Consider the following 23,243-nt stretch of genomic DNA (forward strand, 5'->3'; position numbering starts at 1 on the left):
AACTTTGTGACGGTTCTGATGCGCCTGCCCTTTGCCTTTGTTCTATGTACGGTGATGATCGATGCGATGGGGATTGGCCTCGTGATGCCAATCATGCCGCAACTGATTGTCGAGGTTCAGGGCGGAACGCTTGCCAGTGCGGCGATTTGGGGCGGAATCCTCAGCACCGCGTTTGCGGCAATGCAGTTTGTCTTTGGGCCTATCCTCGGGAATCTGTCTGACGCCTACGGACGACGGTTGGTTCTGCTGGTGTCGCTGTTTGTGATGGCCTTGGATTACGTGGTGATGGCGCTCGCAGGGAGCATCTGGCTACTGCTGATTGGGCGTATTGTCGGGGGTATCACGGCGGCTACACATTCGACGGCGGCGGCATTTATGGCCGATGTCTCAAAACCGGAAGACAAGGCTGCAAACTTTGGCCTTGTCGGCGCGGCGTTTGGCGTGGGCTTTGTTCTTGGCCCAGTGATGGGCGGGCTGCTCAGTGAATATGGAACACGCGCGCCGTTTTGGGCGGCTGCCGGTCTTTCAGCGCTGACTTTCGCCATTGGCTTTTTTGTGATGCCGGAAACCGTGACCGACAAGACCAGACGGGCATTCAGTTTGAAGCGCGCGAACCCGGTCAGCTCGCTTACCGCGATCGCCGCCCTGCCTGGCATCCGGCCTCTACTGTGGGTCTATTTCCTGTATTCGGTGTCAATCTACGTCTACCCCGCGATATGGTCCTATTTTACCACCGAGCGCTTTGGCTGGTCGCCGCAGATGATCGGCCTGTCGCTGGGCGTTTATGGAATTGGCATGGCCGCAGTTCAGGGCGGACTGATCCGCCCCGCCACGCGTTATCTGGGTGAACGCGTCACCATCCTCTACGGTATGGCCTTCGAGATCGTTAGCTTCCTGTTTCTGGCCTTTTTAACCAATGGCCTGATCGCCCTGATGCTGATCCCGATGACTGCGCTGGGCGCGGTCATCACGCCAGCCTTGCAAGCGATGATGTCACGCGCAACGCCAGATTCGCAGCAAGGTGAACTGCAAGGCGTATTGGCGTCTCTACACGCGTTGTCGATGGTCATATCACCCCTATTGATGACCAGTGTTTTTGCCCGCTTTATCCAACCAGAGACGGCGATCTATCTGCCAGGTGCTCCCTTTCTTCTGGCTCTCGTCCTCATGCTGGTTGGGGTGCTTCTATTTCTTCGCGCACGCCCCATCGCGGTATAACAACGACATCAATCTGACGATTTCCGGCTTGCAGCCCGATTGTTCCCAAGCCACCGTGGGCGAAACAGCCGAATAGCCGGAGCGCTCGGAATGAAGTTGCAAGATCTTGATATTATTGTCACCGCACCCCCCGCCCCCGGTTGGGGCGGGCGGTATTGGATATTGGTGAAACTCACCACCGATACGGGCATCACAGGCTGGGGGGAATGCTATGCCTCGACCGTGGGTCCCGAGGCCATGAGCCATGTGATCCGCGATGTGTTCGACCGGCACATGCAGGATGAAAATCCCGAAAACATCGAACTGATGTTCCGCCGCGCCTATTCCAGCGGATTCACTCAGCGCCCCGACTTGACCGTCATGGGTGCCTTTTCGGGGCTTGAAATCGCGTGTTGGGATATTCTGGGGAAAGATCGAGATCGGCCCGTTTACTCCCTGCTGGGCGGCAAGATGAATGAGCGCATTAGGTCCTATACCTACCTCTACCCTCTGCCCCAGCACAATTTGAATGACTTCTGGACTGCGCCTGATCAGGCCGGAGAAAGCGCCGCAGAAATGGTGCGGCAAGGCTATACGGCGGTCAAATTCGACCCGGCGGGTCCCTATACCATCCGGGGCGGGCATATGCCGGCGATGTCTGATATCTCGATGTCTGTGGCCTTCTGCAAAGTCATCCGCGAAGCTGTGGGGGAAAAGGCCGATCTGCTGTTCGGCACCCACGGTCAATTCAACACGGCTGGCGCTATCCGGCTGGGCCAAGCCTTGGAGCCGTATTCGCCGCTTTGGTTCGAAGAACCCACCCCGCCCGATAATATCGAAGACATGGCGCGCGTTGCGCGCAATGTCCGTATCCCGGTCGCCACGGGCGAGCGCATGACCACCAAGGCCGAGTTCGGTGCAGTCTTGCGCGCAGGCGCGGCTGAGATCCTGCAACCCGCTCTTGGGCGCGCCGGTGGCATTTGGGAAATGAAGAAAGTCGCGGCCATGGCCGAAGTCTTTAATGCGCAGATGGCACCTCATCTTTACGCCGGTCCGGTAGAATGGGCCGCCAATATCCATCTGGCGGCCTCGATCCCCAACCTGTTGTTGCTGGAATCCATCGAAACTCCGTTTCACGATCAACTGATCAAGGGCTCGATCCGGGTTGAGGATGGCTTTGTCACACCACCCACGACGCCGGGGCTTGGGATTGAGGTCGACGAAGATCTGGCGCGTGCTCATCCCTACACCGGAGACGGCCTGCACCTGCAAATGCAGGAAGATCCTTGCGACTACGCAAATGGAAATTCCTTTCAGGGTGGCGCACCAGCAACCGAGGGGTGACAAGCCCGCGCGGGTTGGGGCATATTGCTCCAACCCCTATCTTACAGATGACCGATCCGTGACCCCGAAAGACGCTGCCGTTCTACCCGCTGAAGCATCAGACAGCATGCAAGCAAATGCAGCCCGTGCTGCGGCTTACCTGAAGACATTGGCGCATGAAGGCCGCCTGATGATCTTGTGCCATCTGAGCGATGGGGAAAAATCGGTCGGAGAACTTGAGAGCCTGTTGCAAATCCGTCAGGCCGCCGTCAGCCAGATGTTGGCCCGGTTGCGAGATGAACAACTGGTTTCAACCCGCCGGGACGGTAAGACCGTTTATTATTCACTGGCCGACCACAGCACCCAGCGCGTGATCGGATTGATGTACGAACTGTTCTGCCAGCCCGAGAGCTGAGGATCAGTTCGACACATACCCGGCGATCACCTGCATCAGCTTATAGGCAGTGGCGGCATCGTTTTCGACAACGGCCAGAAACTCCTCTTCACCAATCCGAAGGCAGGACAGGTTGGTTTCGGCAATCATGCTCAGGGCGCGTGGCTCTTTTCGGATCAACCCTAACTCACCTACTAATGCACCTGCGCTTACGGTTGTGATCAGTTGATCCGGGCCATCCGATTGCGGCAGATACAGGCCCGCCTCTCCGTCCAGTACCACATAGGCGCCATCGGTCGGTTGGTCATCTTTCAGGAACACGACCTGTCCGGGTGCTGCATCAAACCAGCGCGCACCAAAGGCCAGCAGGCGCAGCTGTCTGCGATCCAGGCCCGAGAACAGAGGGGTCTGTTCAAGCGCTCGTAACTTGCGCGCAAGATCAGCCGATGCAGCGCTGTCTTCTTCCACGTCCATAGGTCCTTCGTCCGAGACCACACGACCTTGACGGATTTCAACGAACATGTCGAACACGTCCGGATTTTCGAACTGATCGTTCAGATAGATGATCGTGACATCCGGCATCAACTCCCGCAGATTTTTGTAAACAGCAATCTGTGTCTTGACGCTGTAGCTGGCCAGCGCGTTCTCTAGGATCAGGATATCTGGCTTCTTGATCGTTGCCCGCGTGAACGCCAGTGGCTCGGCAAAAACGGCGGGCAGGTTCTGCCCCCCCAGCGAAACCGGCACATCATAGATCAGCTCAACAACCAGCGGGCGCGCGCCATTCTCGGCCAGAACATCCACAATCAGCTTGCGTACCTCGTCAGATCGCGCGCCGCCAATCTGGCTGACTTTGCCAAAAAGAGCGTTTTCCATCACAGACAAACCCGGTGCGATCTGCTTGGAATCCAACGGAACAAACACGTCCTGCAGCGGTTCCAGCAGCTTACTGGAATGGCTATTGCGTAGCTCCAGAATGCGGCTCTTGAGTTCATCAGTGAAGGCTGGGCCAATCTGTTCCGCTGAGATCACAAATGGCACGGCCAGCAGGTTCGCCAATTGAGCGTCATCCAGCCCCTCGGCCCCTTCTTTCCGGGTGCGTTCGACCAATTCAACGGCCGCTTCATAGGTCCCGGCCTCCAGCCCCAGTTTGCGGAACAAGGGATGGTCGGTGCCATCCAGCCCAAAGATCTGCCGCAACATATCGATCACGTCCCGTGTCAGGGCGATCAAGGTCTCATCCAATCCAAGCTCACGCAACTGGCCCAGGAACACGGTTTGCTTGGCCAGAAGCTCTTGGTTGACCGGAACGCAAGGCGTTGCGAACAGCAGGTTCTCGGCCACGGGCAAGGCCGGGTTATAGCTTTCGCGATCGAAGATCAGCGCCTGCGCGGTCAGCTTCGCTTTTGTTACCGTCTCTTGTATCAACGGGCGCAGTTCGATCAGCTTCTGCGCAAGCTGAGGATGAGCGACCGGATCAAAATCCTGCTCGGCTCCGCGTTGAAACAAGGCTGCGCCCGATCCCATACCGTCGATTAGTTTCAACCACCAATCCCGCAGATCAGCCGCGCTCTGAAAGCCTGCGCGAGACGGGTCGAGCCATTCCGCCTGGAACGGGTCGGTGCTGTTGCCGGCACGCAGGGTCTCAGCAAAACCGGGGTGATCGGTGTGTTCAGACAACGGCTTGAACCGCATAGGCATCATAACGTTGTCGCCCAGCGTGCCTTGAAACATCACCGGTCGGGATGATGCATAACCGATCCGCGCCGCCACGACACCCTGATGCAGCGCGGCCAGATTCTGATCACCGATTTCAACCCTACCCGCACTGGGCAGGATTTCGCGTGTTAGCAGTTCGCTGACGGCGCGGCGGTCTTCCTCACTCTGCGCTAGAATGCCGATTGTTTTGCCCGCCGGGAATGTCAGGTTCAGGTCATCCAGCACCTGATTGCCATCCATGTCGCGAACCGAAACGTGATCAAGAACAATATCGCCGCTCAGATGCGGACACTCGGGCGGTTCGCCTTCGAACAAACCTTCATCTTGCATACCCGAAGGCGCAAACCTTTCAACCACCACGTCCCACCGCAGCGACATATCCTGCGTTTGATTGTAGTAGGTCAGCAATTCTTTCCAGGGGGAACTGAGGTCTTTATACGCCGCCAACGCAGCCACCAGCGCGCCCAGCGAGACCGATCCCTGCAGCACCAACAATCCGCCAACTAGGTAGAACATGAACGGCGTCAGTTGTGAGATGAAGTTGTTTATGAATTTCATAAAGAACTTCTTCTGGTAGATCTCGAACCGGATTCCAAATAGGCGCCCCAATTGATCCGAGACCATGGCGCGGCGATAGCGCCAGCCCCCGTTTGCGCGCAGGGTCGAGGCACCGGCTGCGTTTTCTCCGATCTGCGCAGCCAGGGTGCGGACTTCCTGAATGCGTTTCTTGTTAAGAAGGTTGATCTGGCGTTGCAGTTTCGGGATCAACCACGCCTGCACCGGGATCAAAGCAACCGCCGCAAGGCCGAACCAGACGCTTTGCAGAAACAAGAACGATAGGATCGTGATCATCTGACCAGCTTGAAGCACCGGTTGGCTGATCGCATCGCCCATCAACCCGCCCATCGGCTCGCTTTCGGCGGTGATCATCGACACCATTTCGCCTTGGCTGACCCGTTCGAAGTAAGGCTGAGGGAAGCGCAAAGCCCGGCTGATCAGTTGATAGCGAAAGCGCCGCAGCATCCGCTCGCTCAGCACACCTTTCATCGTGTTGATGCGCATCTTCATCAGGCCGTGGGCAAGAACCGCACCCAGAAAAGCAAAGCACAAGATGATCAGGAAATTAGTCTGCGGTAAGCTGTATCCCCAGACCTCTACGATTTCACTGCTGGCCCCAATCGCATCGTTGATGATGCGCTTGGGAAGTTCCAGCGTCAGATATAGCAACGGAAACAACGTTGACGTCACGGCCAGAAGGATAAGCTGGTCGCGTTTGGAGTACTTCCAGATAAAACGAAAGATCGTGCGCTCTATGGAACCGGTTCCTGCTTGCTATCTACAACTCAGCTTTTTGGCATGGCCTCAGACTCAACAGCATAAAGCCACAAAATCCCAGCGAAAACTGATATTCGAGGTCAATAGCGGAACATTTCTTTGCCGAATGTGAACTAGTTTATTTACGTAGCAACTTAATCGTGCCTAGTATCCGCCTCAGGACGTTTTCGGGAGAGGCCTTTTGACTGCCAGTTTTGGCGCAGTTTTTTTTATGCTCTGCTTGATGCAGATTAAGCATATGTTTGCCGATTATTACCTCCAGACGCCCAAAATGCTATCCGGGCGAGGTGAGTATTTTCATGTCGGTCGCGCGCAACATGCCGGGGTGCACGTTGTCGGCTCTGCTGTTGTCTTTATCCTATTTGGCACGCCTTTGCTTTTCATCCTGATTGTCGGTCTGATCGAATGGGTGGTTCATTTCAATATCGACTACGCCAAAGCCAGCTACTCCGACAAGAAGCAGCTAGAACCCAAACAGGCCGCATTCTGGCGCGCGGCCGGGCTGGATCAGTTGATGCATCAGTTGACCTATATAGGTATGGTCTGGGCTTGGGTTACCTTCGCCGCCTGAACCGGTTTCAGGCGACATGTTTCAGATGACTGGGCTCATAAGCCGACAACCACATCCGATCCAAAGCGTCGAGTTTTTCAACATCAAAACGTTGCGCTTCTTCCCAATAGCGCCCGGATGGTACGTGATACGCCAACCGTTCTTCTTCAGCCAAAGCCGCCTTCATGCCTGCGGTCGCGGGTAGTGGTGCCGAGGTCAACCGTGACGACTGCGACGACGGAAAGACCAACCGACTGTCCCCTTGTGACAATCGCACAACACGGCACTTTTGAGCGGCTGCAAACAGGGCCAAACGGGCGGATTTGGCCTCTAACGAGCGTAAGGTGACGTCATCGCGCAGCGGATCAGCCGCGCCCGTGCCATAGAAATGGGTCTGACTCTTGCCCGCATAAACCATGTCACATCCAAAATACGCAAGAACCTCGGGCTCAAGGGCCGATAAAGCCCAATACCCTGCCGTAAAGGCCATCGTGCCGCCTGCGTAGACAAAGCCGCCATAGTGGTTCTGCCGCGGCACATAATCCTCGGCCGTAACAATGCTTTGCCCAGGTTTCAAATGCACAGGGCACCTGTCTGTTGGGAAATCTTCGGGATGGATCAGCACATCCCAATCCTCGCGCACACGCCAGGCGTTGTTGATCACCACTATGTGCGTAAAGGGCGCACGGGGCCATGCGCGCGCCTCAATCGCATCTGGTGCGCTGCCCAAAATCAGAACGCGGTTTCCTGACTGTGCCATCTCGGGTCCTGTGTTTGCTCAGACCTTTCGAAAGCATAGCGCGTTTGGACCGGTCGACTACCCCAGAACCGAAAAACTGCTTTCTTCGTTGATTGGGCGTTTGCGCGAATAGAACCCCACATCGATCATGCGCTTGATATACGGCAGTTCGAACTGCAGCGGCTTGGAATCATGGTCGGCCCCACCTTCGCAATATTCAATCAGCGCAGTCATCATCTTTCCCGCAATTGGAGCGTTCTTATACTGGTTTCCGCTGGTGCCACAGGCCATATAAAAACCCGGCAGGCTGGATTTGTCGTAAATCGGAATCCAATCTGTCGACGCATCGTATAGATCAACTACACCTCGGGTTTTGGACGGGATGCCCAGGCTGGGCACGCGCTGAGCATATCGCATGGCCTGAGTGGTCCACTGATCGGTGAAATCGCGATTGTAGTGCAAATCATCCTCGCACCACTGATGCGGATCGCATTCGGGGTCTTCGGACCCAACGAGGATATGGTTACCATGTTCCGGGCGGCAGTAACACGCGATATCACTGTCCGAGACGATGGTGCCATTGTTCTCGAAATCGAACCCTTCGGGCGCGGGCACATGAACCACTTCTTGCCGCAAGGGTCGTGTCTCAATCGTCATGTCATCCAATACGCCCGCCATCTTGTTGATGATGGCCGACCCCGGCCCGGCCACATTCACGACAACCTTGGCGTGGATTTCTTCGCCAGACGCCAGCTTGACCCCCGTTACACGGCCATCTTCGGATAGAACCTCAACGACCTCAGCCCCAGTCTGCACCCGAGCCCCATGTTGCTTGGCAGCATCCATCAGGTTCTGAGCGGACAGCGCTGGATCGGTGACATAACCTGCCTGCGGCCAAAACACACCGCCCTGCATCTTGCGACCGTTGGGATGACCGAACTCAGGATCATCCATCCGACGTGCTGGTGCAAAACTATCCAAAGAATAGACCGGCAAACGATCGTTGATTACCTCGGGCGACCATTCTTCGAACGGGCAATCCAGATCAGCGCTGTTGGCCATATGCTTTTCCAGCATACCGTTGGCATTGGTCTTCATGACCAGACACCCCGTCTCGCGAAACTGCGCCAGGTCGGCATCGGCAGGCAGACCTAGATATTCGGCCCAATCACGCCAATAGTGATATCCTTCCCAGGCAAAGGCCGTGCCATCGAAGGTCGAATAGTGCATGCGGATGATCGCGCAGGACCCAGCGGTTGAGCCATGCCCCGCCTGGCTGTTCCGATCCAGCGACAGGGTTTTCCACCCGGCTTTCGCCATCTCAAAAGCGATCGCGGCACCGATTACACCGGTCCCAATGATAATTGCATCTGGTTGGCTCATGGGGTGTCTCCTCTCCAATAGCACTGCGAATAGGCGCTGAATTCTTCAACTTCCTCGGGCTGCGGATCAACGCCCGTGAATACATACAGATAGTGCGGCACCATCGAAATCCGCGTGTCCATGGGCTCGTTCAATTGGGCCAGATCATAGCCAATCTGCATGTAGTACAGAACGCGCGCGCGGGTTTCTGCTTCGACCTCGGAATACCCATATCGTGCGAACATTGCGTGCAGGGCGGCCAGGCGTTTGGCGTCGGACTGATCCAGAACGCGCCGCACCTTGCCGGATTTGCGCGCCCAGTCGCGCACCGCAAAGTCCAAGGCAGTGTCAAACAGCGCCGTATTCACGACACACCGATGCACGTTACAGACCGCCGCGGTAATCGTCTTGGCGGGGATTTCAGCCTGTTTGATCAGGGCCGCAGTGTTCGTCGCCTGCCAGCGCGCCAAAAGCGCGTCCAACAATTCCTGGCGCGACTTGAAGTACCAGTAAAAGGACGACCGTGACACAGCCATCCGCTCGGCCAGGTTCAGCACCTTGATCTGATCCACCCCGTCCGAGATCAGCACATCCATCGCCACGTTCAACCAGTCGTCGCGCGTGACTTTGACATTGCCGACCAATGGTTCGGCCTGTGGGTCATCCCGGTGCAGGATCGGTTTGGTGTTCATTCAGCTCTCCGGTGGTGCGCCGCCCTCGGCAGTGCGTCGTTCAATAAATTCGTGCAGGGCTCCGATACGGTCACTATCGGTTGGCGGTGCTTTGAAATCGTTCAGAATAGACTTCCAAACCCCGGTTGCCCGATGGTTGGTGTCAATCGATCCGCGTTCGGTCCAGGTTCCGAAATTGGCGTAATCGTGGACATGGGGCTGATAGAACTCGGTATTGTATCGCTCCATTGTTTGGCTGGAGGCAAAGAAATGGCCGCTGGGCTCAACCTCACTTAGCGCAGTATCAAAGCCGATCTCAGAGGTTCCGGCCTGCGCCCCGGCGCAAAGCTCGGCGACCATGTTGAGAACCTCGGCATCGCAGACAAGCTTCTCGAAGGATACAGTCAGCCCGCCTTCAAGCCAGCCTGCCGAATGGATAATCACAGTTGCCCCGGCCATCAAACAGCCCCACAGGCCGAACTGATTCTCGTTGGCCGCCTGCACATCGTTGACATTCGCCGCCGATCCCGCCGCAGATCTCCATGGAAGACCTAAATGGCGCGCGAGTTGTCCGGCCGCTAGCGAAGCCTGGAAATGTGAGGGCGTCCCGAATGCCGGCGCACCTGATTTCATATCCACATTGCTGGTGAACGTCCCATAGCATACAGGCGCGCCCGGATTGGTGAGTTGCGTCAGGGTCAGCGCCGCCAGCGCTTCTGCATGAGACAAGGTAATCGCCCCCGCCACCGTGATCGGCGCCATTGCCCCCATGAGCGTAAATGGCGTGATAATCGACATCTGACCATGCTTGGCAAAATCGATCAGCCCCTGCGCCATCGGAATGTCCAGCGTGCGTGGGCTGTTGGTGTTGATGATGGTGTAGCAATGGGCTGCATTGCGGAAATCATCATCCGACAAGCCTCGGGCAGTGGCCAGCATCTCAAAGCAATCCATCACCTGTGGCGTCCCGCGCGAGAAGAAGAACGGAAACTTGTCCGTCAGCTCCATCTGCGCTTTGGTCGTGAAATAGTGGCGCAGGTTGGTTGGTACGTCCTGCGGTTCGACCTGGGGTGAGATCATCTGAAACACGTCAAAATGATGGGTGAGTTTCAAAAACTCAAGATAGTCCCGCCCTGTCGCCGGCCGGCGCCCCCGCTCCAGATCGGTGGCATTCGGGGCCCCGGCCCCCGGTTGAAACACCAGCGAACCCAATTCCAGTGTGAAGTCCCGATACCGTGCCCCTGCCCGGCAGGCAATCGACTTTGGGGCCGAGGCAACCGCCGCCTCGACCATATCGCGCCCGATAAAGACCATCTCGGTCTCTTCATTGACCCGTGCGCCCGCCGCAGCAAAAATACGGCGCGCTTCGGGCAGCAGAACCTTGACGCCCAGCTCTTGCAGCATACGCAGCGCGGTCTCGTGCATGTCCGCAATCTGATCTGCCGGGAACACCTCCATCTGCGGGAAAGGGTTTCTAAGTTGGCGATAGTTCACATCCCGCAAAACGGGTGGCGCAGCCTCTGCTCCGCGTCCGCGCCGTCGACGCCTTTGGTCATGCGCCACCATGATCAGCCTCGCATCGCCTTACCCTGCGGGTCGTATGGCGACGCGGCGATCACACAGGCCGGGCGTTCGACGCCGACCACATGTACGGACAGTTCCGTCCCCGGTTCAGCTTTGTCCCTGTTGACCAGAGCCATCGCCAGCGACTTGCCAGTGTAGTGGCCATAACCGCCCGAGGTTACAAACCCCACACGCTCTCCATTCGCCCAGATCGGTTCATACCCGCTGGCATCTGCGTCCAGCGCATCGACCTCAAGCGTGACCTGCACCTGTGCAGGGCCATTGCCATCGCGTTCGGCCACAGCGGCATCCTTGCCGACAAAATCCTTGTCCCAGTCGATCCAACGATCCATCCCGGTCATGCCTGGTGTGTAAAGCTGCGTGAATTCCGCCGACCAGATGCCAAAGCTTTTTTCGAGGCGGGTCGACAACATCGCATTGAAACCACATTCACGGATGCCCTCATCGGCCCCGGCCTCAAGCAGCATCCGACGTAGCTTGATGTGATCGCCGTAGCGGCAGTTGATCTCATACCCCTTTTCGCCAGTCACCGACATGCGGGCCACGCGGGCACGCGCGAGGCCAATATCGAAATCGCCGCAGCCCATGAATTTCAGGCCCGAGATATCCTGTTCGGCCAGTTTCTCGATCACGTCCTGCGATTTCGGCCCGACCAGACCGAAGCCGCAGTATTCCTCACCTAGATCGCGTATGTTCACCCCATCGATCATGTGGTCGTCGAACCAGCGCATGTGCCAGGCGCGCAGGTAATAGCTGCCCATGATCCACCAGGTGCCGTCGCCCCAGTTCAACACGGTCAGATCCCCCTTGAGGCGCCCGTTCTCACCCAGCATCGGCGCCAGTTTGGCGCGCCCTCGGGCAGGCAGTTTCGAGGCCATGACCTTGTCCAGCCATGCTTCGGCATTCGGGCCAGAAACCTCGAACCGCGAAAAGCCCGAGATATCCAACAGGCCAACGCCTTCGCGGATCACCTTACATTCCTCGGCCACGATATCATGCGCGTTGGACCGCTTGAGGGTCGGTGTTTCCTCGAACCCTTTCGGTGCAAAATAAAGCGGCACTTCAAGGTCCCAGCTGACGCCCCATTTGCAACCCGCCTCGGTCATCGCATCATGCGCAGGGGCCATTTTCAACGGGCGCCCTGCGGGCAGTTGTTCGTTTGGATAAGTCATCACAAACCGGCGGGAATAAAACTGACCGGTGGTTTCGCGGATGTAGCGTTTGTTCTGAGCGAAATCGCCGTAGCGCGCTACGTCCATCGGCCATGCATCTGCCTCAGGCTCGCCATGGATCATCCATTCGGCCAGCGTCTTACCAACGCCGCCGCCTTGCAGGAAGCCCGCCATCACGGCACAGGCCGACCAATAGCCACGCTTGCCCGGCACCGGCCCGACCAGCGGGTTGCCATCGGGCGAGAAGGTAAAAGCGCCATTGACCCAAGTCTTGATGCCGACCTCTTGAATCGATGGATAGCGTTCGAAACCCAGCATCAGCTCGTTCTCGATGCGATCCAGCTGCTCCTGAAAAAGCTCTTCGCCATAGTTCCAGGGCGCGCCGTCCATGGCCCAGTGTTCATGGTCGACCTCGTAGATGCCGACCAGAACGCCCTTCTGATCCTGCCGCATATAGGTGAAGCCTTCGAGGTCGACAGTCATCGGCATTTCGAAATCCGCCGCCGCCACTTCGGGCACCGCATCGGTGATCAGGTAGTGGTGCTTGAGTGGCGAAACCGGCAGTTCGACCCCGGCCATGCGCCCCACCTGCTTGGCCCACAGACCAGCGGCGTTGACCACCTGTTCACAGGTGATCGTGCCTTTGTCGGTCACCACTTCCCAGCCATCCGCCGTCTGTGTCAGGCTTTCGACCTTGGTTTCCTCGTAATACTCCGCCCCACGTTTTTTTGCCGCCGTTGCATAAGCCTGAACTGTGCCGGTGGTGTCGATGTAACCTTCGCGGTCCGCCCACATCGCGCCCAAAACGCCATCAGTGGACATAATCGGACAACGTCTTTGCGCCTCTTCCGGCGTCAGCAACTCGCAATCGTCAATACCGATGGATTGGAAGATGCGGTAGTTGGCCTGCAGCCACTCCCAGCGCTCGGGCGTTCCGGCCAAGGTCAGGCCACCGGTCATGTGCAGCCCGATGTTCTGACCCGATTCCTTTTCAATCTCGCTGAGCAGGTCGATGGTATAGGCTTGCAAAGACGCCATATTCGGATCGGCATTCAGCGCGTGGATACCGCCGGCTGCGTGCCAGGACGAGCCCGACGCCAACCGACGCCGCTCGAGCATGACCACATCGGACCAGCCAAATTTGGCCAGATGATACAGAACCGAGGCGCCCACAACGCCGCCCCCAATGACCACCACGCGATACTGCGATTTCATCCCGACCTCCCTTGGGTGACTCGTAGCGGACGCTAGCGGCACTGTTCACTCCTGTCTAGACATTTCTGTACAGTGTAGATCACCGCAGGCCGGCGCACGGTTTGGCGCTGAAGTTACAGGCTTGCGCTGGGCCGGGATTGAACGCTTTGAAACCAGGCTAGGGTGGCGCTGTTGCCTTCAGGGATGCGTGTTTTGATGACACGTGCAAAATCCACAAACACAAATGTGCTGATATCCGCCAAACTGAACATATCCCCCGCAACAAAGCGGCTGGACTGCAATCGCGCCTCAAGCAATGTGAAAAAATCGGAGAGGCGCGTCCTGCCGCGTTCGGCCAATGCTGAGATCTGAGGATGGTTTGTTGGTCCGGGAATGGCCCGGTCCTTGAACGCCGGGTGTGTATTGCGCAGAACCTCTGCGATCGGCATACCGCCCTGTTGTTCAACGATGGCATTCCACATCAAAACCTGCCCCTTCTCATCTGGTTTGCGCCCGAGTAGGGGTGGTTCGGGAAAGCGAGCCTCAAGATAGGCCGCGATCCCCAGGTTTTCGGTCAGAACTGCGCCTTCATCTGTGACCAGAACCGGGATTGTCGCCCGAGGGTTTACGGCCAGAAACGCGTCATCCAACTGCTCGTTCTTGGCAATCGAAACCTCGCGCGTTTCGATCTCCAGCCCTTTTTCCGCGATGAACATTCTGGCTCGGCGCGGGTTCGGGGCGGTCGAGCAGTCGTAGAAGATCATCTCGAATTTCCTCTCATTTAGGGGCGACAATTCAATCCAGTGCCTGGGATACGGCGCGCGCGATGACGCGCTCTTCATCCGTCGGGATCACCAACACCGGAATACCCTTGTCTGATATAACCTTGGAATTGGTGTCATTGGCCTGAACATTCAGGTGGATGTTCAGAAACTCCATCCCCTGCAGCACACGTTGCCGAATTGGGGCCGCGTTTTCTCCAATACCGCCACAAAAGACCACGGCATCAAGACCACCCAGAATGGCGGCCATTGCCCCCAGCTCGCGGCGGATGCGGAAAACGTAGTAGTCAATTGCCTCGCGGGCATGCGGGTCGTCACTGGCCAGCAAGGTACGCATGTCGTGGCTGATCCCGCTCAAGCCCAGCAGGCCGCTCTTTTTGTACAAGATATGGGTGATCGCCTCGACCCCATGCCCCTGCTGCATCAGATACAGCAAGACACCGGGATCAAGCTGACCGCAGCGCGTTCCCATCGGCAATCCATCCAGCGCAGAGAACCCCATGGTCGATCCGACGCTTGCGCCGTTGGTCACGGCACACATCGACGCACCATTGCCCAGATGCGCAATGACAACGCGACCCGCCGCTAAATCGGGGTAGTCCTGCTGCAACTTGCCGGTGATGTAGTCATAGGACAGCCCGTGGAACCCATAGCGCCGCACGCCTTTTTCGTAGAACCGCCGCGGGAGGGCGAAGGTATCGTTCACAAACGCATGGCCTGTGTGGAACGAGGTATCAAAACACCCCACCTGCACCGCATCCGGAAAGGCGGCCTGTGCAGCGCGAATGGCGGCCAGATTGTGGGGTTGATGCAGTGGAGCCAGCGGCGAAAGAGCCTCTAACTGCGTAAGGACATGATCATTCAGAACAACAGGACCATCAAATGTTTGCCCGCCATGCACGATACGGTGACCCACCCCAACGATATGGTGCGTGTCTAATAAGGGCTCGACAGTTTGCAAAATTGCCTCAACGGCAGCCGCGTGGTCGGCTGGGCCGATCTCAATCACTTGAACCCGCCCATCGCCTTGCAACTCCAGCTGCGCAACTGGGCCAAGGTTTTCGACCTGCCCCTGCCACAACAGTTCGGGTTCAGACGCTGCCCGGTATACGCTGAACTTGATGGTCGAGCTTCCCGCGTTCAGTGTCAGGATTGCCTGCATGACGTCCCTCCTGTTTGCTTTGGTTGCCGCCGTGCCGACGCTGCCTCCGGGCTTATCAGACCTAGCGCTGATAAATAAAACAACGCCCCGGAACCGCACCTTGAGGCAAGGGAAGCTCAATAAGTGTTTCAAAATACATCCGGTCGCTCGACACCATAAGACCGCCTTTGGCCAATAGCGGCTCGATCAAGGGTGAGACAAACCGTGCGAAGGCGTCATTCTTTTCACGGTTGTGCCCGCCCAGATCAGCATGGATCAGGCTGGCTGTCGCACCGAACCGATCCAGAGAAGCGGGAAGTGTCTCGCGGACATCGCCCAAAATCACTCGATCCTCGGGCGGTGTCGAATCCGGATGCGAAGCGACCGCGCGTTCGAACACATAGACCGGGCGCTTGGTGACATATTGGATCATGTGGTGATAGGTCCTGCCATTCCCCAGCCCAAGTTCAAAGACCGGCCCACCCATATCTTGGGTCTGCGCGATGGCAAAATCCAGACAGGCCCGCTGGGACACCATGCGGTCGATGAACAGATCAAGTCGGCTTTGATTCTCGGACACTGGGAAATCTCTCCTTGATACCTACTGCCAACATAAGGGCGGTCGAATTGGGCTTTGATGACAAAAGCTCAAGTGTTTGTGTAGTCGCCAGACCCCAAGTTTCACATTTCCGCGACATTTCAGCACAAGAACGGGTTTGACTATACGGGCAGAACCGCGCGAGACTGTCGAAAAAATCACGGGGAGTTGATAGAGCCGATGCAAACATGCGGCCAACCGGGTGGAAAACCCGAATGAATGCTTTGTTGTCCGTCAAAAACCTGAGCATCGGTTTTGGCGCAGGTGAATCTGTTGTCAAAGATGTGAATTTTGATGTCCATGCCGGACAGACCCTGGCGCTGGTCGGCGAGTCCGGGTCTGGCAAAACCATCTCATGCCGCGCCGCCTTGCGCATTCTGCCCCGAACCGCGCAAATCCGCAGCGGATCAATCACTCTTAACGACTCCAAAGGTGCCGCCGAACTGACACAGATCAGCGAGCGCGAAATGCGTGGCATTCGCGGCAACCGGGTATCGATGATTTTTCAGGAACCGATGCGCTCGCTTTCGCCGCTGCACAAGATCGGCAATCAGGTGAGCGAGGTTCTCTGGCTTCATCGCGGCGCGTCCGAGGCACAGGCCCGCAAAGAGGTATTGAGTCAGTTCGAACGCGTTGGCTTCCCAGACCCGCAGCGCGCCTACGATTCCTATCCGTTCGAACTGTCTGGCGGCATGCGTCAGCGTGCAATGATCGCCATGGCAATGGTATCTAAACCCGATCTGTTGATCGCTGACGAACCGACCACAGCGTTGGACGTGACCACTCAAGCACAGGTTCTTGGCCTGATCAAAGAGCTTCAGCGCGAAACCGGCATGGCGCTGATCCTTGTAACCCATGACCTTGGCGTTGTGGCGAACATGGCCGAACACGTGGTGGTGATGCACAAGGGCCGTGTGATGGAGGCAGGCCCCGCCGCGCCGATCCTCACCGCTCCGGCGCATCCTTATACCAAGCAGTTATTCGATGCCGCCCCCGCGATCCCCGATAACGATGCTGTCGGGGTGCCAATGCCGGATGAAGACCTGATCCTGCAGATGAAAGGCGTTTCAAAGACCTATACGATGCGGGCCAGCAAAGGCTGGCAGGCCGACAAGGAAATCCACGCCTGTCGTGGCGTCGACCTGAACCTTGGCCGCGGCAAAACGCTGGCCATTGTCGGTGAAAGCGGGTCGGGCAAGACCACGGCTGCCCGGATCGCCCTGGGGGCAGAGCTACCTGACGCCGGTGGGGAAGTTCTGTTCAAAACCTCCGCACGAGATGACCCGATCCCCGTACATCAGATGACCCGCGCCCAGCGCACCGCGTTTCAACGCAAGGCGCAGATGGTATTTCAAGACCCCTATAGCTCGCTCAGCCCGCGTATGCGCATTCAGGATGCGATGACCGAACCGCTGGAAATTCACCGGATCGGGTCGACATCGGAACAACGCGACAAGGCCGCCGAGATGTTGCAGCGCGTGGGGCTGAACGGGGATATGCTGAAACGCTACCCGCATGCGTTCTCCGGCGGGCAAAGGCAGCGCCTTTCCATTGCGCGCGCCATGATGCTGGACCCGCAACTGATCGTCTGTGACGAACCGACCTCGGCTTTGGATGTTTCGGTACAGGAACAGATCCTGACCCTTTTGGAGAATTTGCAGGACAGTCTGAACCTGTCGTATTTCTTTATCTCTCATGACCTTGCCGTTGTGGCCCGCATCGCCGATGAGGTCGCCGTAATGCGCCGGGGGTTGGTCGTGGAACAAGCCCCGCCCGAAACCCTTTTCTACAATCCGCGCCATCCCTACACAAAGGCGTTGATTGCCGCCCAACCAGAACCCGACATCAACCGCCCGATTGACTTGCAAATGGTCTCATTGGGTGCCGGCGCGCCGGACAGTTGGGATGAAGCCTTTCGTTTCTCTGACACCGTGATACCTTCACTTGTGGAATTGGAGCCGGGCCATAAGGTACGTTGCCATGTATAAGACCACTCGCCATCTGATCCTTGCGGCATCGTTGGCCTTTTCTTTGCCCTTTGCCGCGAGCGCCGAACTTCCGACCTTGCAAGAGAGTGAGTTCTGGTCAAACGAGGTCAATTCCGGCGATCTGCCGCCCATAGCCGAGCGCCTGCCTAAGGAACCGCTGATCGTTGATCTGGCCGCGAAAGGCCGGGAATTCGGAACCCAGGGCGGCACCTTGCGCACCATGGTGACCCGGTCCAAGGATATCCGTCAGATGGTCGTCTATGGCTATGCGCGACTGGTCGGGTTTGACGAGAACTACAACATTGTCCCTGATCTGCTGGCCTCGTTTGAAAACGAAGGCAACCGTAAGTTCACCCTGAAGCTTCGGGAAGGTCACAAATGGTCTGACGGGTCGGCGTTCACGTCCGAGGATTTTCAATATTGGTGGGAAGATGTAGCAAACAACCCTTTGCTCAGCCCATCCGGCCCGCCAGATTTCCTGATTGTCGAAGGCAATCCGCCCACAGTTTCTTTCCCGGATGAAACCACGGTGATCTTTGAATGGCCGGATCCCAATCCGGATTTCCTGCAATCACTGGCTCAGGCCCGCCCACCGTTCATCTATCGGCCCTCGGCGTTCTTGAAACCCTATCACGAGAAGTACGCAGACCCTGAAGAGCTTGCCTTTTTAGTCGACGACGCCCGGGTCAAAAGCTGGGCCGCGCTGCACAACAAGCTGGACAACCTGTACAAGTTCGACAATCACGAACTGCCCACGTTACAGCCTTGGTTGAACGCAAGTTCTGGCAAGAAAATCCGCCACAACTTTGTCCGCAACCCCTACTATCACCGCATTGACTCAAATGGCGTCCAACTGCCCTATATTGACATCGTCGCGATGGAGATCGTCGCCCCCGGTCTGGTCGCCGCAAAAACCAACGCGGGCGAGAGCGATCTACAGGGTCGCGGCTTGGCCTTCCGGGATGCATCGATCCTGAAAAAGGGGGAAGAGGTCGGCGACTACAAAACCCTGCTGTGGAAAACCGGTGTCGCCTCGCAAATCGCAATCTACCCCAACCTGAACTACGCGGATGAGATCTGGCGGAATGTGCTGCGCGATGTCCGGGTGCGCCGGGCGCTGTCTTTGGCGATCGATCGCAAGACCATTAATCAGGCGCTCTACTTCAAACTGGCGAAGCCAATGGCGATGTCCGTCCTGCCCGCCTCGCCCTTCTACAGCGAGGAAGATGCCAAAGCCTGGGCCGCATTCGATGTCGATATGGCCAATGCTCTGCTGGATGAGGCCGGGCTGGACCAACGCGACGGCTCTGGCACCCGTCTATTGCCGGATGGCCGCCCGATGGAACTGATCATCGAAACCGCAGGTGAGCGGCAAGAGGTTGAAAATGCGCTGCAGATCGTAACCGACACGTGGCGCGAGATCGGAGTCAAACTGGTGATGCGACCGCTTGACCGCGATATCCTGCGGAACCGGGTTTTTGCAGGCAATACCATGGCTTCGGTCTGGTTTGGATGGGATGACGGGCTACCGCAGGCGCACACCTCTCCGGCCTATCTGGCGCCAACAGATCAGGTTTTCCTCGCCTGGCCGAAATGGGGGCAATTCTACCAGACAGGTGGTGAGGTTGGCGAAGCCCCCGATATGCCCGAGGCCGAGCGCCTCATGAATCTGAACCATGATTGGGAGGTCGCCACCACGGACGAGGAGCGCACGGCAGTTTGGGCAGAGATGTTGAAAATCCACGCCGATCAGCTTTATGGCATCGGCATCCTGAACGGCGCCCCACAGCCTATCGTCGTATCGAACCGTCTACGCAACGTCCCGGAACAGGCCATGTGGGCGTGGGAGCCCGGCGCGCATTTTGGCGTCCACCGCCCAGACGAATTCTTTTTGGTCGACTGACAGGAGCAGCTAAATGATCATGCTGCGCTATGCGGTCTATCGCTTCTTTACGATGCTGCTGACCCTGTTGGTGGTCTCGGTTCTGATTTTCGTCATTATCAACCTGCCGCCGGGCGACTATCTGAGCAATCAAATCGCTGAACTTCAGGCCTCAGGTCAGTCAGCAGGTGTGGCAAAGGCCGAGTTTTTGCGCACCGAATATGCGCTGGATCGGCCGATGTGGGAACAATATCTGATCTGGATGGGCTTCTGGCCCGGCCCGCACGGGTTCTCTGGCATGATACAGGGCAACTGGGGTTGGTCCTTCGAGTTCGACCGCCCCGTGTCCGAGATCGTGGGTGATACGCTTTGGCTGACCGTTGTTGTGAACCTGGCCGCTATCCTATTTGTTTACGCCGTCGCCCTGCCCCTGGGCGTGATCGCCGCAGCACGATCGCGGACGTGGATCGACTATACTTCGGCCTTTGTCGGTTACCTGGGGCTGGCCACACCAAACTTCTTGCTGGCGCTAATCCTCTTCTACTACGGCCATCAATATTTCAACCTGCCCATCGGCGGACTAATGGATCCCAAATTCGAAGGTGAGCCAATGAGTTGGGACAAGCTGAAATCGATCCTAGTACATCTGATCGTGCCCACCTTTGTGATTGGCACCTCCGGCGCCTCGGCGATGATGCAGCGTTTGCGTGCGAACATGTTGGACGAGCTAGGCAAGCCCTATGTTGAAACCGCGATTGCCAAGGGAATGGCGCCATCGCGGATGCTGACAAAATACCCTCTGCGCGTTGCGTTCAATCCCTTCGTGGCCGATATTGGCAACCTGCTGCCCTCGATGGTGTCGGGTTCGGTTCTGGTGTCCGTTGTGTTGGGTCTGCAAACGATTGGTCCGACGCTGCTGACAGCCCTTAAGACACAGGATCAGTTCCTGTCAGCTTTCATTCTGATGTTTGTGGCGCTGTTGACACTGATCGGTACGATGATCTCAGATATCCTGTTGGTGATGCTTGACCCCCGCATTCGGTATGAGGGGCGCGAAGCATGACAGATCGCCCTGATAACCGCTATGTTGACGAGGCACCGTTCGATCCCGAAGCCTCGGTCCAGCAGCTAGAACGCGCTGATCTGGACGCCCCGAACTGGGTGCTGGTCTGGCGCAAATTCAAAACACACAAGCTGGGCTTGATCTCAGGCATCTTCCTGTTGCTGTGCTATCTTATGTTGCCGTTTGCGGGGTTCATTGCACCGTACGGCGCCAACGAACGCAATGGCGAGCATCTCTATGCCCCGCCCCAATCGATCAACTGGTTCCATGATGGCGAATTCATCGGGCCGCATGTCTATCCAATTGTAGCCGAAGCCGATCTGGAAACGTTCCAGTGGAAGTTCGTTGCGGATACTGACGACCCAAAACCGATCAAGTTCTTCTGCGAAGGCTCCGAATATCGTCTGGCCGGGTTCATTCCATCTGACACCCATCTGTTCTGCGCACCGGATGGAGCGACCGTGTTCCTCTGGGGCTCGGACCGACTGGGCCGCGATATCTTCAGCCGCATCCTCTATGGCGCGCAACTGTCGCTGACTGTGGGCCTGATTGGCATCTCGGTATCGTTCTTCCTAGGCATTCTGTTCGGTTCAATGGCCGGGTATTTCGGCGGGCGCATCGACTGGACCATCAACCGTGTCATCGAAGTTCTGCGATCCCTGCCCGAACTTCCATTGTGGCTGGCTCTGTCTGCCGCCGTGCCCTCGAACTGGAGTCCTGTTGCGGTCTTTTTCATCATCTCGATCATCCTCGGCATCCTCGACTGGCCCGGCCTCGCCCGATCCGTGCGGGCCAAATTCCTTTCGCTGCGCGAGGAAGAATATGTACGCGCGGCCGAGATGATGGGCGCCAGCTCGGGCCGGGTGATCCGCAAGCACCTGCTACCAAACTTCATGTCGCATTTGATTGCCTCAGCCACCTTGTCGATCCCGGCCATGATCCTAGGCGAAACGGCGCTTAGTTTCCTGGGTCTGGGCCTGCGCGCGCCTGCGGTCAGCTGGGGGGTCATGTTGAATGACGCGCAGAACCTCGCCTCAATCGAGATCTATCCGTGGACAGCCATCCCCATGCTTCCCATTATCGTCGTGGTTCTGGCCTTCAACTTCCTGGGTGACGGATTGCGCGATAGCCTCGACCCTTATCAGCAATGAGCCTGCTGGCCTCTCTTCCTGCAGTCAGCAGCTACCGCACGAAGAAGCCCGGTGCATTGCACAGTGCGTTTGCTGTCTCGGAACTGGCGACCGCCAGCATCGCGGCGGTTGGACAGGAACTGTCGCGCCTGATGTTTGCGCTGAACCTCACAGCAACCGCGCCTGAAGTGGTTGTGGATCAGCGCCTGGCCTCAATTTGGTATCGCTATTCCTTCAAACCAGACGGCTGGGAAATGCCAAGCCTGTGGGACGCGGTCGCCGGAGACTATCAGGCGGCAGACGGGTGGATTCGCCTGCACACCAACTTGCCGCATCATCGGGCCGCAGCCTTGAAGGTGATTGGCACACGCGCAGACCGGGACACCGTCGTACAGGCATTGAAATCATGGTCGATCGTTGACCTGGAAACCGCCATCGTCGCCGAAGGCGGGGTCGCCGCCGCCATGCGCAGTCGGGCCGAATGGCTGGACCATCCTCAGGGGCGCTCTGTGTCGCGGGACCCTTTGATTGGTTGGCACGGTCCTAGAAATATCTCTCCACGGGATCGGCCCGAAGCAAGCACCAATCGCCCGCTGGCTGGGCTGCGCGTGCTGGATCTGACGCGCGTTCTGGCGGGCCCGGTCTCAACCCGCACGCTGGCGGGACTTGGGGCTGATGTTTTGCGCATCGACCCACCAGATTGGGACGAGCCTGGCGTCATCCCTGACATCTCTTTGGGCAAACGCTGCAGCTATCTCGACCTCAAATCACCAGAGGGGCTTGCGCGGTTGGAGGGGCTTCTGGCAGAGGCCGATGTGTTTGTCCATGGCTATCGCCCCGGTGCATTGGATGCGTTGGGACTGAATAAAGCCAAGCGAGATCAACTGGCCCCAAACCGGGTTGAGGTGACGCTGGATGCGTATGGCTGGCAAGGTCCTTGGGCCGCACGGCGCGGATTCGACAGCCTGGTACAGATGAGCGCCGGGATCGCACATACCGGTATGATCTGGGCGCAGGCGGACAAACCAACCCCGCTGCCGGTTCAGGCGCTCGACCACGCAACCGGCTATCTTATGGCTGCCGCTGTTCTGTCCGCTCTGGCCGAAGCGGCGCGAGGTAACACCGTGATGCATGCCCAGCTGTCGCTTGCCCGAACGGCAGAGCTGTTGGCAGCCCTGGGCAAATCCGATTCGGAAAAGGCCATCAAGGACGCCTCTCAGTCTGACTATAACAATACGCCCGAAACCTCGGGTTGGGGGCCGGGATATCGGCTGAGATCGCCGCTGAGCGTTGGCAAAACCAAACTGCACTGGAACCTGCCCGCCTCAAAACTGGGCACATCCGACGCCGTCTGGCCCTAGCCGATCAAAACACGCGACCGCCGCACGGAACGCGCGGCCCGGCCCAACGCTTTGGAGG

At 57.7% G+C, this 23,243-nt stretch carries 18 protein-coding genes; 9 read left to right on the forward strand and 9 right to left on the reverse strand.

Going from position 1 to position 23,243, the window contains the following annotated elements:
• Window positions 1-18 precede the first annotated feature (18 nt).
• The 3 genes from ACR0JE_RS17715 (at window position 19) to ACR0JE_RS17725 (ending at window position 2,935) form a co-directional block, all read left to right on the forward strand.
• Complete coding sequence (locus ACR0JE_RS17715; protein WP_480542968.1) at window positions 19-1,218, forward strand: TCR/Tet family MFS transporter; 1,200 nt, start codon at window positions 19-21, stop codon at window positions 1,216-1,218.
• A gap of 90 nt (window positions 1,219-1,308) precedes the next feature.
• The gene (locus ACR0JE_RS17720) at window positions 1,309-2,541 is read left to right on the forward strand and encodes a mandelate racemase/muconate lactonizing enzyme family protein (protein WP_480865106.1); all 1,233 of its coding nucleotides are present in this window, start codon (window positions 1,309-1,311) and stop codon (window positions 2,539-2,541) included.
• 106 nt (window positions 2,542-2,647) lie between these two features.
• A complete protein-coding gene (locus tag ACR0JE_RS17725) occupies window positions 2,648-2,935 on the forward strand; it encodes an ArsR/SmtB family transcription factor (protein ID WP_480542966.1) in 288 nt (95 codons plus the stop codon).
• A 3-nt stretch (window positions 2,936-2,938) separates the two neighbouring features.
• Here ACR0JE_RS17725 and ACR0JE_RS17730 read toward each other — a convergent pair whose 3' ends face one another.
• Window positions 2,939-5,935, reverse strand: coding sequence for an ABC transporter transmembrane domain-containing protein (locus ACR0JE_RS17730; RefSeq protein ID WP_480865138.1), 2,997 nt, complete (start codon window positions 5,933-5,935; stop codon window positions 2,939-2,941).
• A 256-nt stretch (window positions 5,936-6,191) separates the two neighbouring features.
• Between ACR0JE_RS17730 and ACR0JE_RS17735 the strand changes: the two genes are divergently transcribed.
• Complete coding sequence (locus ACR0JE_RS17735; RefSeq protein WP_480541849.1) at window positions 6,192-6,539, forward strand: DUF3307 domain-containing protein; 348 nt, start codon at window positions 6,192-6,194, stop codon at window positions 6,537-6,539.
• 7 nt (window positions 6,540-6,546) lie between these two features.
• Here the strand turns inward: ACR0JE_RS17735 and ACR0JE_RS17740 are convergent, their stop codons facing one another.
• From ACR0JE_RS17740 to ACR0JE_RS17775, 8 genes are all read right to left on the reverse strand, one after another.
• On the reverse strand, window positions 6,547-7,278 hold the full coding sequence (locus ACR0JE_RS17740) for a hypothetical protein (protein ID WP_480865107.1): 732 nt from the start codon (window positions 7,276-7,278) through the stop codon (window positions 6,547-6,549).
• 57 nt (window positions 7,279-7,335) lie between these two features.
• A complete protein-coding gene (locus ACR0JE_RS17745) occupies window positions 7,336-8,640 on the reverse strand; it encodes an NAD(P)/FAD-dependent oxidoreductase (RefSeq protein WP_480865108.1) in 1,305 nt (434 codons plus the stop codon).
• Window positions 8,637-9,311: a TetR/AcrR family transcriptional regulator gene (locus ACR0JE_RS17750; RefSeq protein WP_480546269.1), complete on the reverse strand. Its 675-nt coding sequence runs from the start codon at window positions 9,309-9,311 to the stop codon at window positions 8,637-8,639. The genes ACR0JE_RS17745 and ACR0JE_RS17750 overlap by 4 nt, the downstream gene beginning before the upstream one ends.
• Window positions 9,312-10,856 carry a trimethylamine methyltransferase family protein gene (locus ACR0JE_RS17755; RefSeq protein WP_480865109.1) on the reverse strand — a complete coding sequence of 515 codons (1,545 nt, stop codon included), beginning with the start codon at window positions 10,854-10,856 and terminating at the stop codon, window positions 9,312-9,314.
• A gap of 2 nt (window positions 10,857-10,858) precedes the next feature.
• Entirely contained in the window at window positions 10,859-13,261 is a 2,403-nt protein-coding gene (locus ACR0JE_RS17760; protein WP_480865110.1) for a GcvT family protein, read from the reverse strand.
• A 113-nt stretch (window positions 13,262-13,374) separates the two neighbouring features.
• A complete protein-coding gene (locus tag ACR0JE_RS17765) occupies window positions 13,375-14,004 on the reverse strand; it encodes a glutathione S-transferase family protein (protein WP_480546264.1) in 630 nt (209 codons plus the stop codon).
• Window positions 14,005-14,035: 31 nt separating this feature from the next.
• Window positions 14,036-15,184 (reverse strand): acetate/propionate family kinase, encoded by a 1,149-nt coding sequence (locus tag ACR0JE_RS17770; RefSeq protein ID WP_480865111.1) that lies wholly within the window; start codon window positions 15,182-15,184, stop codon window positions 14,036-14,038.
• Window positions 15,185-15,245: 61 nt separating this feature from the next.
• Entirely contained in the window at window positions 15,246-15,743 is a 498-nt protein-coding gene (locus ACR0JE_RS17775; RefSeq protein ID WP_480865112.1) for a class I SAM-dependent methyltransferase, read from the reverse strand.
• Window positions 15,744-15,976: 233 nt separating this feature from the next.
• Here ACR0JE_RS17775 and ACR0JE_RS17780 point away from each other — a divergent pair, with 233 nt between their 5' ends.
• From ACR0JE_RS17780 to ACR0JE_RS17800, 5 genes are read left to right on the forward strand one after another with little or no spacing between them, the layout of a single operon-like run.
• The gene (locus tag ACR0JE_RS17780) at window positions 15,977-17,749 is read left to right on the forward strand and encodes an ABC transporter ATP-binding protein (RefSeq protein WP_480546260.1); all 1,773 of its coding nucleotides are present in this window, start codon (window positions 15,977-15,979) and stop codon (window positions 17,747-17,749) included.
• The gene (locus tag ACR0JE_RS17785) at window positions 17,742-19,652 is read left to right on the forward strand and encodes an ABC transporter substrate-binding protein (RefSeq protein ID WP_480865113.1); all 1,911 of its coding nucleotides are present in this window, start codon (window positions 17,742-17,744) and stop codon (window positions 19,650-19,652) included. The genes ACR0JE_RS17780 and ACR0JE_RS17785 overlap by 8 nt, the downstream gene beginning before the upstream one ends.
• Before the next feature lie 13 nt (window positions 19,653-19,665).
• Window positions 19,666-20,694: an ABC transporter permease gene (locus tag ACR0JE_RS17790; RefSeq protein WP_170531235.1), complete on the forward strand. Its 1,029-nt coding sequence runs from the start codon at window positions 19,666-19,668 to the stop codon at window positions 20,692-20,694.
• Window positions 20,691-21,845 carry an ABC transporter permease gene (locus ACR0JE_RS17795; protein WP_480541828.1) on the forward strand — a complete coding sequence of 385 codons (1,155 nt, stop codon included), beginning with the start codon at window positions 20,691-20,693 and terminating at the stop codon, window positions 21,843-21,845. The genes ACR0JE_RS17790 and ACR0JE_RS17795 overlap by 4 nt, the downstream gene beginning before the upstream one ends.
• On the forward strand, window positions 21,842-23,185 hold the full coding sequence (locus ACR0JE_RS17800; protein ID WP_480865114.1) for a CoA transferase: 1,344 nt from the start codon (window positions 21,842-21,844) through the stop codon (window positions 23,183-23,185). Before ACR0JE_RS17795 ends, ACR0JE_RS17800 begins: the two co-directional genes overlap by 4 nt.
• Window positions 23,186-23,243: the final 58 nt, after the last annotated feature.

Source organism: Ruegeria sp. H3 (assembly GCF_056533095.1).

Coding starts and splice junctions, on each gene's coding strand:
- ACR0JE_RS17715 (WP_480542968.1), top strand. CDS start 19: ATGCGCCTGCCCTTTGCCTTTGTTCTATGTACGGTGATGATCGATGCG.
- ACR0JE_RS17720 (WP_480865106.1), top strand. CDS start 1,309: ATGAAGTTGCAAGATCTTGATATTATTGTCACCGCACCCCCCGCCCCC.
- ACR0JE_RS17725 (WP_480542966.1), top strand. CDS start 2,648: ATGCAAGCAAATGCAGCCCGTGCTGCGGCTTACCTGAAGACATTGGCG.
- ACR0JE_RS17735 (WP_480541849.1), top strand. CDS start 6,192: ATGCAGATTAAGCATATGTTTGCCGATTATTACCTCCAGACGCCCAAA.
- ACR0JE_RS17740 (WP_480865107.1), bottom strand. CDS start 7,278: ATGGCACAGTCAGGAAACCGCGTTCTGATTTTGGGCAGCGCACCAGAT.
- ACR0JE_RS17745 (WP_480865108.1), bottom strand. CDS start 8,640: ATGAGCCAACCAGATGCAATTATCATTGGGACCGGTGTAATCGGTGCC.
- ACR0JE_RS17750 (WP_480546269.1), bottom strand. CDS start 9,311: ATGAACACCAAACCGATCCTGCACCGGGATGACCCACAGGCCGAACCA.
- ACR0JE_RS17755 (WP_480865109.1), bottom strand. CDS start 10,856: ATGGTGGCGCATGACCAAAGGCGTCGACGGCGCGGACGCGGAGCAGAG.
- ACR0JE_RS17760 (WP_480865110.1), bottom strand. CDS start 13,261: ATGAAATCGCAGTATCGCGTGGTGGTCATTGGGGGCGGCGTTGTGGGC.
- ACR0JE_RS17765 (WP_480546264.1), bottom strand. CDS start 14,004: ATGATCTTCTACGACTGCTCGACCGCCCCGAACCCGCGCCGAGCCAGA.
- ACR0JE_RS17770 (WP_480865111.1), bottom strand. CDS start 15,184: ATGCAGGCAATCCTGACACTGAACGCGGGAAGCTCGACCATCAAGTTC.
- ACR0JE_RS17780 (WP_480546260.1), top strand. CDS start 15,977: ATGAATGCTTTGTTGTCCGTCAAAAACCTGAGCATCGGTTTTGGCGCA.
- ACR0JE_RS17785 (WP_480865113.1), top strand. CDS start 17,742: ATGTATAAGACCACTCGCCATCTGATCCTTGCGGCATCGTTGGCCTTT.
- ACR0JE_RS17790 (WP_170531235.1), top strand. CDS start 19,666: ATGATCATGCTGCGCTATGCGGTCTATCGCTTCTTTACGATGCTGCTG.
- ACR0JE_RS17795 (WP_480541828.1), top strand. CDS start 20,691: ATGACAGATCGCCCTGATAACCGCTATGTTGACGAGGCACCGTTCGAT.
- ACR0JE_RS17800 (WP_480865114.1), top strand. CDS start 21,842: ATGAGCCTGCTGGCCTCTCTTCCTGCAGTCAGCAGCTACCGCACGAAG.